Raw genomic sequence first — 16,478 nt, 5'->3', positions numbered from 1 at the left:
GCGCCGTGCTGGCCATAGAGACCATCCGCCGGCCGTAACCGTGGTCAGTCCCATTGAAAGGAATGTGGTATGGAAAAAGTGACGCTGATTACCGGCGGGTCGCGCGGCATCGGTCGCGCCACCGCCCTACAGCTGGCCGCCGAAGGCCATTGGGTTTGCCTGAGCTATTTGTCGCGCCGGGAGCAAGCCGAGCGGGTGGTGGAGGAAATCCAGCTGCAGGGCGGCAAGGCGCTGGCGCTACAGGTGGATATCGCCAATGAGTCAAGCGTGCAGGCGCTTTTCGCCGAGCTGGATAGCCGTCTGCCACCGATAAGCGGTTTGGTGAACAATGCCGGCATATTATTGCCGCAATCGGCTATCGAACAGATGGATGCCGCCCGGGTCAACCATATTCTCACGATCAATGTCACCGGTACGCTGCTGTGCGCGCGTGAAGCGGTGAAACGAATGGCGCGGCGCCACGGCGGTAACGGCGGTGCTATTGTCAATGTCTCCTCGGCCGCGGCGCGTCTTGGCGCCTCTCATGAATACATCGACTATGCCGCCTCTAAAGGTGCGGTGGATACGCTAACCGTGAGGCTGTCCCGTGAGGTGGCGAGTCAAGGGATCCGCGTGAAAGGCGTCCGCCCGGGGTTTATCGACACCGATATGCATGCCGCCGGCGGGGCGCCTGGGCGGATCGCCCGCGTGCAAGCGACGGTGCCACTGCGCCGCGGCGGAGAGCCGCGGGAGGTCGCCGAAGCCATCGCCTGGCTGCTATCGGAACGGGCCTCTTACGTGACCGGTAGTTTTATCGATTTAGCCGGCGGCATTTAGGCCGGGATTGTGGCGCCGGTCGCTTTGCGCTAAAGTCTCCCGCCTCATCGGCATGGGAGGCAGCAATGTTTATTGGCTTTGACTACGGCACCGCCAACTGTTCGGTAGCGGTCATGACGGAAGACACCCCGCGGCTGTTGCCGCTGGAGGGCGACTCGCCCTTTATGGCATCAATGCTTAGCGCCCCCCCGCGCGAAGCCGTCAGCGAATATCTGCATCGTTTCTGGCACCTCCCTACCGGCAGCGATGAGAACCAGTTGCTGCTTACGCGGGCGATACGCCACAACCGCGAAGAGGGTATCCCGCAGCAAGACGACAGCCTGCAGTTCGGCAGGCAGGCGCTGGCCAGCTATATCGCCGATCCCGAAGACAGCTATTTCGTTAAATCGCCAAAATCATTTCTCGGCGCCAATGGTCTCAAACCGCAGCAAATCGCCCTGTTCGAGGATTTGGTCTGCGCCATGATGTGCCATATCAAGCGCCAGGCGGAAGCGCAGATGCAGGTCACGATCACTCATGCGATGATCGGCCGGCCGATTAACTTCCAAGGCAGCGGGCCTGGAGGAAGCCAATCGCCAGGCGCAGGGCATCTTGCAGCGCGCGGCGCAGCGGGCCGGCTTTCAGGAGGTGGCCTTTCAATATGATGAGCCGGTCGCAGCAGTGCTGGATTTTGAAGCCGGCCTGACTGCGGAAAGCCGGGTGCTGGTGGTGGATATCGGCGGCGGCACCACCGACTGCTCACTGTTGCTGATGGGCCCGCGCTGGCGTGAACTGCGCGACCGGCAGCACAGCCTGCTGGGACACAGCGGGAGCCGGGTGGGCGGCAACGATCTGGATATTATGCTGGCGTTTAAGCAGTTGATGCCGCTGCTGGGGATGGGCGGCACCACGGAAAAAGGGCTGGCGCTCCCTGCCCTGCCGTTTTGGCAAGCGGTGGCCATTAACGATATTCCGGCGCAGAGCGAATTTTACAGCAGCGCCAATGGCGTGCTGCTGCGGGAATTGTTGCGCGATGCGGCCGAGCCATAGGTGTTCAGCGCGCTGCTGAAAGTCTACCATCAGCGCTTAAGATACCGGCTAGTAAAAAGCGCGGAGGAGAGCAAGATTGCGCTTTCCGCCGCGCCACAGGTCCGGGCGCCGTTGGATTTTATCCGCCAAGGGCTTAGCGCCGCTCTCAACCCGACGCAGTTGGCCCAGGCCATCGAGCAGCCCGTGCAGCGGATCCTGGATCAGGTCAGCGAAGTGCTGGCGCAAGACAGCTCTTCGCGGCCCGATGTGGTGTACTTGAGCGGCGGCAGCGCCCGTTCGCCGTTGCTGCGCCAGGCGATGGCGGATAGCCTGCCGGGGATCCCGCTTGTCGGCGACGACGATTTCGGCTTTGTCACCGCTGGTTTGGCGCGCTGGGCGCAGCGGCAGTTTCACCCATGAGGCCCACTGCCGCCGACCGTCGGCGGCGGGTTGAAGTTGCGGTCTGCCCATGGTAACCGGCATTGCGCGCCGTGCCCGCCGAGGGTGACCCGCTCGGCCCCGCAGGCGCGACAAAGGGTCATTGGCCGCCAAACGGCCCTGCGGCGCACAGACATCATGCTAGCGGCCGTAGCGCCAAGATCTCGGCCGCCAAACGGCCCGCGGCGCGCAGACATCATATCAGCGGCCGTAGCGCCAAGATCTCGGCCGCCAAACGGCCTGCGGCGCACAGACATCATACCAGCGGCCGTAGCGCCAAGATCTCGGCCGCCAAACGGCCTGCGGCGCACAGACATCATGCCCACAGGCGCGGCGAAAAGCACTTGGCCGTAGCATGGCCAGCGGCCTGCGGACGTTATACCGCCAACAACCCGTGTTTGACGATAAACCCGATTATCGCCTCCAGCACTTCGCCGGTTTTCAAATTGGTAAACGCCCAGGGGCGCTGGGGACGCATACGATCGGTGTCACTCGCCATCACCGCCAGCGAGGCGCCCACATAGGGCGCCAGGTCGATTTTATTGATCACCAGAAAATCGGAACGGGTGATGCCCGGCCCGCCTTTGCGCGGTATTTTCTCCCCCTCCGCCACATCGATAACATAAATAGTCAGGTCTGCCAGTTCGGGACTGAAGGTGGCGCTGAGATTGTCGCCGCCGCTTTCCACAAAGATAATATCCAGATTGCCGAACCGGCGCGCCAAAGAGTCCACCGCCGCCAGATTCATCGAGGCATCTTCGCGGATCGCGGTATGGGGACAGCCGCCGATTTCGACGCCGATAATACGCTCCGCCTCCAGCGCGCCGGCTTCGGTTAAAATACGCTGATCTTCTTTGGTATAAATATCGTTGGTCACCACCGCCAACTGATAGCGATCGCGCATTCCCTTACATAAAGCTTCCAATAACGCGGTTTTACCCGAGCCGACTGGACCGCCGACGCGCAGCGGTTGTTTGTAGTTCGTCATGATGACTCCCTGCTTCGAGTTAATCTGCCGTTCCTGTCTCGCGCCACTGCCGGCTTGTCGGCGTGGGCAGTCAGGAACGGAATAGGCGTGAGTATTGCGTTTCATGGCAGGCGGAGGAGATGGCCTGTAGCGGAAAACTGCCGCCCAGCTCCTCATCGTCCAGCGCCGTAGCGTGTTGCCAGGCCGCCGGCAGCGTTGCGGCAAGGGTCGCCAGCAGCCCCTGCGCCGTCTGTTGGCCGAAGGTCACCAGCTTCAGCCCCGCCATCACGCTACCTTCCAGCGTGCTATAACCATAGCCGAGCGCCAGCGGTTGCAGAGGGATCCGCCATTGCCACCCCAGCCAGGCCAGCGCCGCCAGCCCGCTTTGCTCCAGCGCCGGCCGTCGCTCCGCCGTCAGCGGCAGCGACGGCCACTGCGCCATCAACCTGACCAGCGCTTGCCCGCGCTGTTGCTCTTCCAGGCGCAGCTCGCGCGTCTCCCGACAGCTTACCGCCATCGCCGACCAGCGGGCAAAACCGGCGTCATCCTGCTGCCGCGCGCAAAGATATAACCGTTGCAAAAGCGGCAAGTCCAGGCAACTGAGCTGACAGTCGATAAGCTGCTGCTGCCAGCGGGCGAAAGCGTCGGGGGTAGCCACCCAGCCGCATTCCACCGCCCACTCCAGCCCCTGTGAATAGGTGACGCCTCCCACCGGTAAACTGGGGCTTATCAACTGCATCAGGCGCAGACGCGCGCCGGGATCGGCGAATTCAGTGGTGATGGGCGTGTCCATGTCCGTGGCCGTGTGGCGCACTCTGATAGGCGCCGGATTCCGGCTCAAACGGCGCTTGTTAGACGCTCACCTCTGCCCCTAAGCCACGCACCATGTCATCCAGCACATGATCGTGCTGATAGCGCGCCCAGCCGGGGGCTATCTGCAACGGCACATGGCGATTGCCGAGATGATAACAAACGCGCGCCAACAGCAGGCCATCGCAGGTCATCACGGTGGAAACGGTTTCGGGGGCGGCGATGATGCGCACGACTTCGCTGGCGTCATCGTTGGCGAGCAGGTCTCCCCCGCGCAGCAAATGGCCACGGGGCAGCAGTAGTCCCGCCTCCCGTCCGTCATCCAGACGGAATGGCCCACGGCTTTTTAACCGCGAGTCCAGTTCCAGTGTCGCGCTGGCGGTAACGGCGTGGGCATGGTCAAGGCGTTGGGTTAATACAATCATCCGTAGTTCCTATCGGCTTAAAAAAGAAAATAACGCTGCGCCATCGGCAGCAGCGCGGCCGGTTCACAGGTCAATAGTAGACCGTTGGCGCGCACCTGATAGGTTTGCGCATCCACATCGATAGTAGGCTGCCAATGGTTATTGATCACATCCTGCTTACGCACCGTCCGGCACTGGCGTACCTCGCCTATCAGGCTGGCAAGCCCGAGCCGCGCAGGTAAGCCGTCTGCGCGCGCCGCCGCCGACAAAAATGTCATCCGCGTCGCCGGTAGGGCACCTCCCAGCGCGCCGAACATCGGCCGATAATGCACCGGCTGCGGCGTGGGAATGGAGGCGTTAGGATCGCCCATCGGCGCCGTGGCAATCATGCCGCCTTTGATAACCAGAGCGGGCTTGACGCCAAAAAATGCCGGTGACCACACCACAAGATCCGCCAGTTTGCCCGGCGCGATAGAACCCACTTCATGGGCAATACCGTGGGTGATCGCCGGATTGATGGTGTATTTGGCGATATAACGTTTAACGCGAAAATTATCGTTATCGCCACGCTCCTCCGGCAGTGCACCGCGCTGCTGTTTCATTTTGTGCGCCGCCTGCCAGGTACGCAATATGACTTCACCGACCCGTCCCATCGCCTGGGAGTCGGAAGACAGCATCGAAAAGGCGCCCAAATCGTGCAGGATATCCTCGGCGGCGATGGTTTCACGACGAATACGCGATTCGGCAAACGCTACGTCCTCGGCGATGCCGGCATCTAAATGGTGGCAGACCATCAGCATGTCCAGATGCTCGTCGACAGTATTGACCGTATAAGGCATGGTGGGGTTGGTGGACGAAGGAAGGATATTGCTCGCGCCGCAGACGCGAATAATATCCGGCGCGTGGCCGCCGCCTGCCCCCTCCGTATGGTAGGTGTGGATCGTACGATCGCCTATCGCCGCCATCGTATCCTCGACAAAACCGGCTTCGTTTAGCGTATCGGTGTGGATAGCGACCTGCACATCATAGCGCTCCGCCACGCCAAGGCAGCAATCAATCGCCGCCGGGGTGGTCCCCCAGTCCTCATGCAGTTTCAGACCGATAGCGCCCGCCAATACCTGCTCTTCCAGCGCCGCCGGCAGCGACGCATTGCCTTTGCCGGTAAAACCGACGTTGATCGGCAGCGCTTCCGCCGCCTGCAGCATACGGGCCAGGTACCAGGGTCCTGGAGTACAGGTAGTGGCGTTGGTGCCGGCAGCGGGGCCGGTTCCGCCGCCGATGAGGGTCGTCACGCCGGAGCACAGCGCCTCTTGCGCCTGCTGCGGGCAGATAAAGTGGATATGGGCATCGATACCGCCGGCGGTGACGATTTTCCCCTCCGCCGCCACGACCTCGGTCACGGGGCCGATGGGCACCGTAACCCCCGGCTGGACATCCGGGTTACCGGCTTTGCCGATGCACAGGATACGGCCGTCCTTTACGCCGATATCCGCCTTCACAATCCCCCAATGATCGATAATCAGCGCGTTGGTGAGGACCAGATCGACGCAGTGCGCGGCGGTCATTTGCCCCTGCCCCATCCCGTCGCGGATCACCTTACCGCCGCCGAATTTGACCTCTTCGCCGTAACAGGTGAAATCTTGCTCGACTTCAACCCACAAATCGGTATCTGCCAGCCGTACGGCGTCACCGGTGGTGGGACCGAACATGTCCGCATAAGCACGCCGGGAAAGATGGCTCATGACTCTGCCTCCAGTTTGCCCATGATTTGCCCGCGAAAACCATACACCTCCCGTTTACCATCGTAGGCCACCAGCTGCACATCCCGCGACTGGCCTGGCTCAAAACGCACCGCGGTACCGGCGGCGATATCCAGCCGGAAACCCCGGGCCGCGGCGCGGTCAAATTTCAGCGCCGGGTTGACCTCGTAAAAATGGAAATGGGAGCCGACCTGGACCGGACGGTCACCGTGGTTGGCGACGGTGACCGTGACCCGCGGACGGCCGGCATTCAGTTCGATATCGCCCTGGGCGATACGCATTTCACCTGAGATCATTGCGCTGTTCTCATATCAGATTATCGGGTCATGTACCGTCACCAGTTTGGTGCCGTCAGGAAACGTCGCCTCTACCTGCACATCCGGGATCATGTCGGCGACGCCTTCCATCACCTCCTCGCGGGTCAATACCTCCCGACCCAGACTCATCAACTCGGCGACGGTGCGGCCATCGCGCGCGCCTTCAAGTATCGCGGCGCTAATAAGCGCCACCGCCTCGGGATAATTCAGCTTCAGACCGCGCGCGCGCCGGCGCTCCGCCAATAACGCGGCGGTAAATAGCAATAGCTTGTCTTTTTCTCGGGGTGTCAATTGCATGCCAAATTCCTCACGTCGACCAGATACGCGGCGCCACGGCGTCGCGTCCCATAATGCCGGGGCGTAATGCCGACCATATCCGGTGCAGCATTCCCTGTAACCGCTGATTGTCCTCCTCAAGCGCGCGCACCACAAGTAACTCATCCAGTAGCGTAGCCCCCGCCGCTGCCACTTCCGCCGCCGCAATGTGTGCCTGCGTTAGCGCCAGCATCGCCTCATTCGCCGGGGCGGCGAACAATGTCGCGCTCAAAGAGTAACCGCCAAGCTTATCAAGGACAGGCCCCGTCACGCGCAGCCGCTCGATAAGCCCCGCGGAAGCAGGCAAGCCAATGCGCAGTTGCGCATCGAGCTCACCCTCGCTAAAGCGCTCAGCCATGACCGGCCGGCCAAAACATAAGGTTTCAAAGCCGATAAGCCGTGCCCCCGGGGCCAGGTAAAAATCGGTTTGCATCTTCACCATGGCGCCGGGGAAGAAAATATTACCCTGCGGCAACCACTCCAGCGCGCTGTCGGCCCCCAGGGTAAAATGCTGGTTGAGCGGCGCCTGCGCCCCGGCGCTACGGTAAAACTTGGTGGCGCCGGGCATGGTGAGCAGCGCCCGGCTGCCGGCGCCCAAGGTGACATTTAATTGCAGCCTATCGCCCCCCACCACGCCACCCGGTGGATGCAGTAGATAGACATGGGGCAAATCGTCCTCGGGGTAAAACGGCCGTTGCACGGTAAACGGCCCGCGATGCCTGCGGCCGCTGAGCAGCGTGCGCCCGTCGCGCAGAGTGAAATCCAACGACAGCTCGCCCACCCAGCCTGCGGGTTCCGGCTCAGACAGGCTGGCGGTAAGCGACGCGGCGGCAGGTGACGTGGTGTACATGCGGTTTAACATCCTGAAAATGCGCTAATGACATGGCGATATGCAAATTCTGCGCCAGCAAAGCAAGAAGGGCGGCCCGGTCCGGGGTAAGCTCCGATGCACCAAGAAGTGGCGCCTGCCGTACGTAAAGCGAGCGCATTAGAAAATGACGCACCATAATAGTGAAACAAAGGAATATCGGATGGCCGGCAGAAGGGGCTTCCCGTGGCGTCATCAGCTTTAACGATTGAATCTATTCGTGTAAGCCATCCCATGCCGCCGCCGCTGCGTTATGATAGAGCCGTTTTCCTCTGCGGGTGATTATCCTGCCGCGGCCCGCCCGCGGCGATTGTGAGCGCCCGGTCCGTTTCTACCCAAATGTCGACAGGTGCGCGTTATGTATAGTTTTTCCCGTTATCAGGCAAAAGAATTGGCGCTGGCGTATATGGCCGGCCGTGGGGAACGGTTATCGCCGGCGGAATTCCTGCAGGCGCTTGTCAGAGCGGAAAAAGCGTTCGATCATTTGCTAAAGCATGGACGCGAACCCCCTGTCGACCTGGCGGTGCAATTGTTTTAGCCCGCGCTGGCTTCATCGATGAGTTGATAGTCCTCGTCGTTGAGCGTTACGCGGGTGGCCGGCGTCACCCGGTAGGCTTCGCTGATGGCGTCCAGCGCCTGCAGAATTTGCAGCCAGCGCGCCGTGAGATAGCGTTCGATAACCGTGGCACCGCGCGCACTTTTGCCGGCATCCTCCGGCGCGCGATATTTTCCGCTCAAGAAACCGCTGGCGAGCGCATAATAGTTGATGACCCCAATGCCATGAGCGCTCACCACCGGTTGTAGATCCTGTTCAAACCTGCGCCGATCGTAGAGGTTAAATTCCGGCTGCAGAGATTCATAGCTGGCGAGACCGTTTTGCTCACTGATCCGCAATGCCTCGGCCAGACGCACACCGCTGTAGTTGGAGGCGCCAATCACCCGTACCTTCCCTTCTCTTATCAGCGCATCGAAAGCGTTTAGCGTTTCCTCAAGACACACGGAAGCGTCATCCGTGTGCGCTTGGTAAAGATCGATATAATCGGTTCGCAACCGTCTAAGCGAATCGGTGACCGCCTGGCGAATGTAGGCCGCTGATAACCCCTTTTTACCCTCGCCCATCGGCATGCCGACCTTGGTAGCAAGGATGATCCGATCGCGCTTGCCGCTCTGTTTCAACCAATCACCAATCAGCGTTTCCGATTCACCGCCCCTATTGCCCGCCGCCCAGTGGGAGTATTCATCGGCTGTATCGATAAAATTCAGTCCATGATCCAACAGCGCATCAAGCATACTGAATGACGTAGGCCGATCAACGGGCCAGCCAAAGACATTTCCGCCGAAAGTCAGCTTATGTTCCATCGCAATCTCCTTATTGAGCGTTGACACCTACCTGGCGCGAACGGGTCGTCCGGCAAGCCCACTTTCGCCCCACTCAGGGCTTCGACCAGGCCCGGCGTGAGCATGTACTGCGCCCGAATGACGGATGAGGCCACGTGCTCTCCGGCCGGGGGTTAACTTATAATAGCCAATCACGGCGTCGGCGGCGGGCGGGAAACAACCTGTTAATAGCCAATAACCGCATCGGCTGAGAGCGTGAAACAACCTATGACCACCCCAGCCGCACGCAGCGCAAAAGTGCAATGCCGAGCGGAAAAGGCCAATCCCGCTATCGTGTCTGTTCGTGTGGCATCGCCGGCCAGGTCACCTGTGAGGCGGATAGGCGCGATGCTTGACGCTCCTGGAAAGACCTCCATATTTCCTCCATTTTTTCCCTATCGTCATTAGCTACACTTAACATCATTTTACAGCGCAATTAACCTGAACCGCGCAAACGGCCAGGTCTGCGACCCGGCATGAGGCCACCGGCACGGCGCGATGTTCTGATGCCGGCGCAATATGGCCTACGACACCAACGCGAGCGCGCTGGGCGGCACCCCTGCCGCCAAAGGCTATTTTTTTGATACACTCTGTGCGCAGCAGCGTCGCCGGCGTCCCGTCGCCCACGTCCTAAGAGGGGTAATCGCGTTTTATGTTCAGGCTTTTGTTTCGTCCCCGCACAGAACACTCCTCGCCCGTTCAATCCGCCACGGTGCGCTGGCAGCTTTGGACCGTGGCCTTTGGCTTTTTTATGCAAACGCTGGATACGACTATCGTCAATACCGCCCTGCCCTCCATGGCGCATAGCCTCAACGAAAGTCCGTTGCGCATGCATTCCGTCATCGTAAGCTATGTCCTGACGGTGGCGGTGATGTTACCCGCCAGCGGCTGGCTGGCCGACCGTTTCGGCGTGAAGAAAGTGTTTTTCAGCGCCATTGTGCTGTTCACCCTGGGCTCGCTGCTGTGCGCGCGCGCCACCAGCCTGCAAGAGCTGGTGATGTCCCGCGTCATGCAATGGGTCGGCGGCGCGATGATGGTGCCGGTCGGGCGACTAACGGTGATGAAGATCGTGCCGCGGGCGCAATATATGGCGGCGATGGCTTTTGTCACCCTGCCCGGCCAGATTGGCCCGCTGGTGGGACCGGCGCTGGGAGGATTTTTGGTGGAATACGCCAGCTGGCACTGGATATTCCTCATCAATCTGCCGGTGGGGATCATCGGCGCCATGGTTACCTGGTGGCTGATGCCGAATTACACCATGCAAACCCGCCGTCTCGATTTTGGCGGCTTCTTGCTGCTGGCGCTGGGAATGGCGACCATGACGCTGGCCATTGACGGGCATAAGAGCTTGGATCTCGCACTAGGTAACGTGACGGCACTAGTGGTGGTCGGCGTATTGGCGCTGCTGTGCTACTACCTGCATGCGCGCGGCAACGATAATGCGCTCTTTACCTTGCGCCTGTTCGATACGCCCACCTTTTCCCTCGGCCTGACCGGCAGCTTGCTGGGCCGCATCGGCAGCGGTATGCTGCAGTTTATGACACCGCTGTTTTTGCAATTGGGGCTCGGCTTCAGCCCATTTCACGCCGGGCTAATGATGATACCGATGGTCATCGGCAGCATGGGCACTAAACGGCTGATAGTGCAGATTGTTAACCGTTTCGGTTATCGGCATGTGCTCACCGGCGCTACGCTGGGGCTTGCCGTGATCAATCTGATTTTTCCGCTGGTGGCGCTGGCGGGCTGGCTGTACGAGATTCCGGTGGTATTGCTGCTACAGGGCGTGGTCAACGCGATGCGGTTTACCTCGATGAACACGCTGACCTTAAAAGATCTGCCGGACACGCTGGCCAGCGGCGGTAACAGTCTGTTATCGATGGTCATGCAGCTGTCGATGAGCCTCGTGGTCACCATTGCCGGCATCTTGCTCGGCCTGTTTGTACCGGCCCATACCCTGGACGGCAGCAGCAATATGCACGAAGTCTTTATCGCCACTTACCTGTGCATGGCGGTGGTCATCGCGCTGCCGGCGCTGGTTTTCGCCCGCGTGCCGGCGGATAGCGGACAAAACGCGACGCTCGCTGGGCGTAATGGCGAAGGATCATGATGCGCTCAGGTATCACCGCCAAGCTGTTCTTCGCCCTATTCGCGACCTGCATGCTGGTGGTCATCACTATGCAGTGGGGAGTCAGAGTCAGTTTCGAGCACGGTTTCATCCACTATATCAAACGCAGAACGTATCAGCCTGCTCGGCAACGCCCTGGCGGAGCAGTACGCCCTGCACGGCAACTGGGAATTTCTGCACAACAATCAGCGGCTGGTGTATCAATTGCTGCGCTCGTTTGAACAAAGTGCCGAAGAAAGCAGGGATTTACCGCCTCATGGCTGGCGTACCCAAATTTGGGTCCTGGACAGCCGCCAGCGCAAACTGGTCGGTCCCCCTGGCCCCACGCCAGCGGGAGGGGCCGCGCTACGCTATCCGCGCCGATGGCCAAATCGTGGGCTGGCTGGTGTCCACGCCGGTAGAGCGGCTGACCCGCAATGCCGATATCACCTTTGATACACAACAGCGGCGCACCAGCTGGCTTATCGTGGCCCTGGCCGAATTACTGGCGGCGGCGGTGGCCTGGTTCACCGCCCGCGGTCTGTTGGCCCCGGTCAAACGCCTGATTATGGCGACCCACCAGCTGGCCGCCGGCGATTTTTCAGCCCGGGTGCCGGAAAGCTCGCGCGATGAGCTGGGTCGGCCTGGCGCGAGATTCTAATCTATTGGCGATAACGCTCGAAAAAAACCAGGCCACACGCCGGGCGTTTATGGCCGATGTCTCCCATGAGCTGCGCACACCGCTGGCGGTGCTACGCGGCGAACTGGAAGCATTGCAGGACGGCGTGAGACGCGCCGGCCAGGAATCGCTGAACTCGCTTTTGGCTGAGGTGGCGCTGCTCACCAAACTGGTGGCGGATCTGCACCGGCTTTCTTTGTCGGATTCCGGCGCGTTGAGCTACCGCAAAGCCCGGCTGGATCTGGTAGCGCTGCTGGAACGGGCGCTGGAAGGGTTCGCCGACCGTTTCCAGCAAAAATGCATCGCGCTTAGCCAGCAGTTACCGCCGGCGGTGACGGTATTCGGCGACGCTGAACGCTTGAGCCAGCTGTTCCATAATGTGCTGGAAAATAGCCTGCGCTATACCGACCCAGGCGGTCAGTTGCACATTGTCGGCGACGTCGATGAGAACGTGCTTACCCTGCGCTTTTTCGACAGTGCCCCGGGGGTAGAGCCGCAACAGCTGCCGCACATATTTGAACGTTTTTACCGCACCGAGGCGTCGCGCAATCGCGCCAGTGGCGGATCGGGCCTGGGTCTGGCTATCTGCCACAACATCGTTGATGCCCATGGTGGGCGAATCAGCGCCGCAGATTCACCTTTAGGCGGTGTGCAAATCACGCTAGAATTACCGCTCGACTCCAGACCTGTAACTGCCTATGACTGAAGAAACCACCGCCGCGCCCATTATCCTTGTGGTGGAGGATGAGCCCAAACTGGGACAATTGCTGGTGGATTATCTTGAGGCGGCGGACTATCGCACCCGCTGGCTCACCCGGGTCGACGGCGTGATTGACTCTTTGCAAACGCAGCATGCAGATTTGGTGCTGCTGGACCTGATGCTGCCGGGACGCGACGGCTTAATCGTGTGCCGGGATCTGCGTCGCTTCTCCGATGTGCCGGTTATCATGATCACCGCTAAAACCGAGGAGATCGATCGCCTGCTCGGGCTGGAAATCGGCGCGGATGATTATATCTGCAAGCCCTACAGCCCGCGCGAAGTGGTCGCGCGGGTGAAAGCGATTTTACGGCGCAGCGGTAGCCGCCCGCCGGGCAGGCCGCCGCGCTCAACATTGATGAAAGCCGCTTTCAGGCCAGCTACCGCGGCGTGCCGCTGGACTTGACGCCGGCGGAACTGCGGCTACTGAAAATTTTGTCCAGCGCGCCGGGAAAAGTCTTTTCCCGTGAGGCATTGCTTAACCAGCTGTATGACGATTATCGAGTGGTTACCGATCGTACCATCGATAGCCATATCAAAAACTTGCGCCGAAAACTGGAAAACCTGGCTGAAGACGAGGCGTTCATTCGGGCGGTCTACGGCGTGGGTTACCGCTGGGAGGCGGACCCCTGTGAACTAAATTAACCGTTTCAGCCACGGTGAAATTCAGAATCCTCTCCTATACTGCCAAGAGCGCGAAAGCGCCGTACAGAAGAGGAGGGCTTGTATGTCAACCAGTCATTATGAACTACAAAAAGTGCGAAATGGACACTTCCTTTTTCATCTAAAAGGGAATAACGGTGAAACTATTCTCCACAGCGAAACGTTTTACAGCAAAGCCTCCGCCGAGAATGCTATCACCTTTGCCCGGTATATTGCGCCGGATGAAACCAACTATGAGTTAAAGCAAAGCAGCGATGATACTGCCTATTTTGTATTACGAGGGAAAAACCAGCAGGTCATAGGTCACAGCGATCCCTACAGCTCGCTTAAAGCGGCAAAACAGGGTATCAGGGCCGCCATGGCCATTACCTTGGAAATCAAGGATATGACCCACTAACCACACCAGGCCGGCGCCTGACGCCGGTCTGGCTGTGCGCGACAGCGTTTTTTGCCCGGGATCAAGCCATGGGCGAATATACCGCCTTTCGCCGCATTCCTTCCTGATTTTTTTCCCGCCAGGCGCTAAAATCGCCGCCGCTATACTGCCCATGCCGGGCAGCCTGACCTGACATCAGACGAGAAACCCCATGTTGACACCGGAATTACTTTCTCCCGCCGGCTCGCTAAAAAATATGCGCTACGCCTTTGCCTATGGCGCCGACGCGGTTTATGCCGGCCAGCCACGCTACAGCCTGCGGGTGCGCAATAACGAATTCAATCACCAGAATCTGGCGCTGGGCATCGCGCAGGCCCATGAGTTGGGCAAGAAATTCTATGTCGTGGTGAATATCGCCCCGCACAACGCCAAGCTGAAAACCTTTTTACGCGATCTTGAACCGGTCATCGCCATGGCGCCGGATGCCCTGATTATGTCAGACCATGGCCTGATTATGCTGGTGCGCGAAGCGTTTCCGGCCATGCCGATTCATTTGTCGGTACAGGCCAACGCGGTCAACTGGGCAACGGTCAAGTTTTGGCAGCAGGCCGGTCTGAGCCGGGTGATTTTGTCGCGCGAGCTATCGCTTGAGGAAATAGGCGAAATCCGTGCCCAAGTGTCGGAGATGGAAATTGAAGTGTTCGTTCACGGTGCACTTTGTATGGCCTACTCCGGACGCTGCCTGCTGTCGGGCTATATCAACAAGCGGGATCCGAATCAGGGCACCTGCACCAACGCCTGCCGCTGGGAATATCGGGTGCAAGAAGGCCAGCAAGACGAGGTGGGCAATATCGTCCACCGGCACATTCCGGTGACGGAAATTGACGCGCCTCTGGGGGAAGGAGCGCCGACGGATCGCGTGTTCATGCTTGAGGAAAGTCAACGTCCCGGCGAATATATGTCCGCCTTTGAGGATCAGCACGGCACCTATATCATGAACTCACGTGACCTGCGCGCGGTGCAACATGTGGAAAGGCTGGCAGGCATCGGCGTCCACTCGCTGAAAATCGAGGGACGCACCAAGTCGTTCTATTACTGCGCCCGTACTGCCCAGGTCTATCGCCGGGCGATTGACGACGCGGTCGCCGGCAAGCCCTTTGATTCCAGCCTGCTGGCCACGCTGGAAGGGCTGGCGCACCGCGGTTATACCGAAGGTTTCTTGCGTCGCCATACGCATCAGGAATTGCAAAACTATGACTATGGCTACTCGGTATCCGACCGGCAGCAATTCGTCGGCGAGTTCAGCGGCGAACGCCGCGGCAAGCGGGCGGAAGTGCGGGTAAAAAACAAGTTCTCCCGGGGCGACAGCGTTGAACTGATGACCCCGCAGGGCAACATCCGCTTTACCGTGGAAAATATGACCAATAGCCGGGACCAAGCCATTGATGTCGCCCCCGGTGACGGCCATACGGTTTACCTGCCGGTGCCATCGGAGTTCAATCTGCATTATGCGCTACTGTTGCGCAATCTTGACGGTACCACCACCCGTCAGCCACACGGCAGGCCGGACGCCGCTATCGTCTGATTTCACCCAGTAATTAGAATTGTGTCACAATCCCGTCCCCCGCAACGGGGTATAATCCATTTGCTAAAAAAATGGAAAACAACGACCAGTTACTCACCAGGACCACCTCTTTTGCCAGCTCATCCTCCCTTGAGCTGGCACTTTATTTTTCCCTTCCCGTCCCATATCCGGCCAGGTTGCGCATCGTGAAACTCATCTCGCCGGCGCTCGACTTTCCCATCACCCAAGATAGTATCTATGCTTAATAAATGCGGCCTCCGCAGGGGGCAAACCATCCTATTTCAGCAAGGAAACAGCCTCAATGGAAGCACAGGTGCCAAAACAGTCGGCGTCGCTCCTTATCCTCAACGGAAAAAGCGCCGGCAATGAAGAGCTGCGCCAGGCGGTCAAATATTATCGCCAGGAAGGCTACCCGCTCTTCGTGCGCGTTACCTGGGAACACGGCGACGCGCAGCGCTATGTGGCGGAAGCGGTTGAGCGCGGCGTCGCCACCGTCATCGGCGGCGATGGCACTATTAACGAAGTCGCCGGCGCGCTGACGCTACTGCCGGCGGCCCAACGCCCGTGTCTCGGCATTCTGCCGCTGGGTACCGCCAACGATTTTGCCACCGCTTGCACGATCCCGCTGGAGCTGGATAAAGCGCTGCTGCTGGCGATAGTCGGCAAACCGGTGCCGATCGATATCGCCCAGGTCAATAACGACCGTTTTTTTATCAACATGGCCACCGGCGGCTTTGGCACCCGCATCACCACCGAAACCCCGGAAAAACTGAAGTCGGCGTTGGGCGGCGCCTCCTATTTCATCCATGGCCTGCTGCGCATGGATACCCTTAAGGCCGACAGCTGCGAGATTCGCGGACCGGATTTCCACTGGCAGGGCGATGCGCTGGTCATCGGTATCGGTAACGGTCGCCTGGCGGGTGGTGGCCAGGCCCTTTGTCCAGGCGCGCTTATCAATGACGGTCGGCTGCAATTGCGCATTATCGCCTCGGAAGAGTGGCTACCGACGCTTATCAATAGCCTGGCCAACGGCGATGACCACCCGCAATCCCTCAGCGCCTCTTCGCCCTGGCTGCAGGTGGATGCGCCGAACGAGATCATCTTCAACCTAGACGGGGAACCATTACGCGGCCGCCAGTTCCACATCACCGTGATCCCCGCCGCGCTGACCTGCCGATTACCGCCACAATGCCCTCTACTGGCTTGAACTGCGTGCTAAAAAGCGCCCGCGCGG

Annotated in this window: 13 protein-coding genes and 4 pseudogenes; 9 read left to right on the top strand and 8 right to left on the bottom strand. The window is 59.9% G+C overall.

Annotated features, from left to right (window positions below; translation table 11 throughout):
* The first annotated feature begins 69 nt into the window (after window positions 1-69).
* Window positions 70-816 (top strand): SDR family oxidoreductase, encoded by a 747-nt coding sequence (locus JZM24_RS12175; RefSeq protein ID WP_215669806.1) that lies wholly within the window; start codon window positions 70-72, stop codon window positions 814-816.
* 65 nt (window positions 817-881) lie between these two features.
* A pseudogene (yegD, locus tag JZM24_RS12170) lies at window positions 882-2,244 on the top strand (molecular chaperone).
* A gap of 394 nt (window positions 2,245-2,638) precedes the next feature.
* Here yegD and ureG read toward each other — a convergent pair.
* The 7 genes and pseudogenes from ureG to JZM24_RS12135 form a co-directional block, all read right to left on the bottom strand.
* Window positions 2,639-3,250, bottom strand: a complete 612-nt coding sequence (ureG, locus tag JZM24_RS12165) for an urease accessory protein UreG (RefSeq protein WP_215669805.1) — start codon at window positions 3,248-3,250, stop codon at window positions 2,639-2,641.
* A 70-nt stretch (window positions 3,251-3,320) separates the two neighbouring features.
* The gene (locus JZM24_RS12160; protein WP_215669804.1) at window positions 3,321-4,022 is read right to left on the bottom strand and encodes an urease accessory protein UreF; all 702 of its coding nucleotides are present in this window, start codon (window positions 4,020-4,022) and stop codon (window positions 3,321-3,323) included.
* Window positions 4,000-4,464, bottom strand: a pseudogene (ureE, locus tag JZM24_RS12155) (urease accessory protein UreE). Before ureE ends, JZM24_RS12160 begins: the two are co-directional and overlap by 23 nt.
* 17 nt (window positions 4,465-4,481) lie before the next feature.
* On the bottom strand, window positions 4,482-6,185 hold the full coding sequence (gene ureC / locus JZM24_RS12150) for an urease subunit alpha (RefSeq protein ID WP_215669803.1): 1,704 nt from the start codon (window positions 6,183-6,185) through the stop codon (window positions 4,482-4,484).
* A complete protein-coding gene (locus tag JZM24_RS12145) occupies window positions 6,182-6,499 on the bottom strand; it encodes an urease subunit beta (RefSeq protein ID WP_215669802.1) in 318 nt (105 codons plus the stop codon). The genes ureC and JZM24_RS12145 overlap by 4 nt, the downstream gene beginning before the upstream one ends.
* Before the next feature lie 15 nt (window positions 6,500-6,514).
* Complete coding sequence (locus tag JZM24_RS12140) at window positions 6,515-6,817, bottom strand: urease subunit gamma (protein ID WP_025421390.1); 303 nt, start codon at window positions 6,815-6,817, stop codon at window positions 6,515-6,517.
* 10 nt (window positions 6,818-6,827) lie between these two features.
* Window positions 6,828-7,685, bottom strand: a complete 858-nt coding sequence (locus tag JZM24_RS12135) for an urease accessory protein UreD (protein ID WP_215669801.1) — start codon at window positions 7,683-7,685, stop codon at window positions 6,828-6,830.
* A gap of 376 nt (window positions 7,686-8,061) precedes the next feature.
* Here JZM24_RS12135 and JZM24_RS12130 point away from each other — a divergent pair, with 376 nt between their 5' ends.
* The gene (locus tag JZM24_RS12130) at window positions 8,062-8,241 is read left to right on the top strand and encodes a hypothetical protein (RefSeq protein ID WP_215669800.1); all 180 of its coding nucleotides are present in this window, start codon (window positions 8,062-8,064) and stop codon (window positions 8,239-8,241) included.
* Here JZM24_RS12130 and JZM24_RS12125 read toward each other — a convergent pair.
* Window positions 8,238-9,062 (bottom strand): aldo/keto reductase, encoded by an 825-nt coding sequence (locus JZM24_RS12125; protein ID WP_215669799.1) that lies wholly within the window; start codon window positions 9,060-9,062, stop codon window positions 8,238-8,240. The genes JZM24_RS12130 and JZM24_RS12125 overlap by 4 nt on opposite strands.
* 769 nt (window positions 9,063-9,831) lie before the next feature.
* On the opposite strand from JZM24_RS12125, the gene mdtD reads away from it, so the two are divergent.
* The 6 genes and pseudogenes from mdtD to yegS all read left to right on the top strand — a co-directional run bounded on the left by mdtD (window position 9,832) and on the right by yegS (window position 16,451).
* Window positions 9,832-11,187, top strand: coding sequence for a multidrug transporter subunit MdtD (gene mdtD / locus JZM24_RS12120; RefSeq protein ID WP_246579949.1), 1,356 nt, complete (start codon window positions 9,832-9,834; stop codon window positions 11,185-11,187).
* Window positions 11,187-12,569, top strand: a pseudogene (gene baeS, locus JZM24_RS12115) (envelope stress sensor histidine kinase BaeS). The gene mdtD and the pseudogene baeS overlap by 1 nt, the downstream one beginning before the upstream one ends.
* Window positions 12,562-13,265 (top strand): annotated as a pseudogene (gene baeR / locus JZM24_RS12110) (envelope stress response regulator BaeR). Before baeS ends, baeR begins: the two co-directional pseudogenes overlap by 8 nt.
* An 82-nt stretch (window positions 13,266-13,347) precedes the next feature.
* The gene (locus tag JZM24_RS12105; RefSeq protein WP_215669797.1) at window positions 13,348-13,680 is read left to right on the top strand and encodes a YegP family protein; all 333 of its coding nucleotides are present in this window, start codon (window positions 13,348-13,350) and stop codon (window positions 13,678-13,680) included.
* 190 nt (window positions 13,681-13,870) lie between these two features.
* Complete coding sequence (gene trhP / locus JZM24_RS12100; RefSeq protein WP_215669796.1) at window positions 13,871-15,244, top strand: prephenate-dependent tRNA uridine(34) hydroxylase TrhP; 1,374 nt, start codon at window positions 13,871-13,873, stop codon at window positions 15,242-15,244.
* Window positions 15,245-15,545: 301 nt separating this feature from the next.
* On the top strand, window positions 15,546-16,451 hold the full coding sequence (gene yegS, locus JZM24_RS12095; protein WP_215669795.1) for a lipid kinase YegS: 906 nt from the start codon (window positions 15,546-15,548) through the stop codon (window positions 16,449-16,451).
* Window positions 16,452-16,478: the final 27 nt, after the last annotated feature.

The organism is Candidatus Sodalis endolongispinus (genome assembly GCF_018777395.1).
Taxonomy (GTDB): domain Bacteria; phylum Pseudomonadota; class Gammaproteobacteria; order Enterobacterales; family Enterobacteriaceae; genus Sodalis_B; species Sodalis_B endolongispinus.
This window is presented reverse-complemented; position numbering and strand designations above follow the sequence as displayed.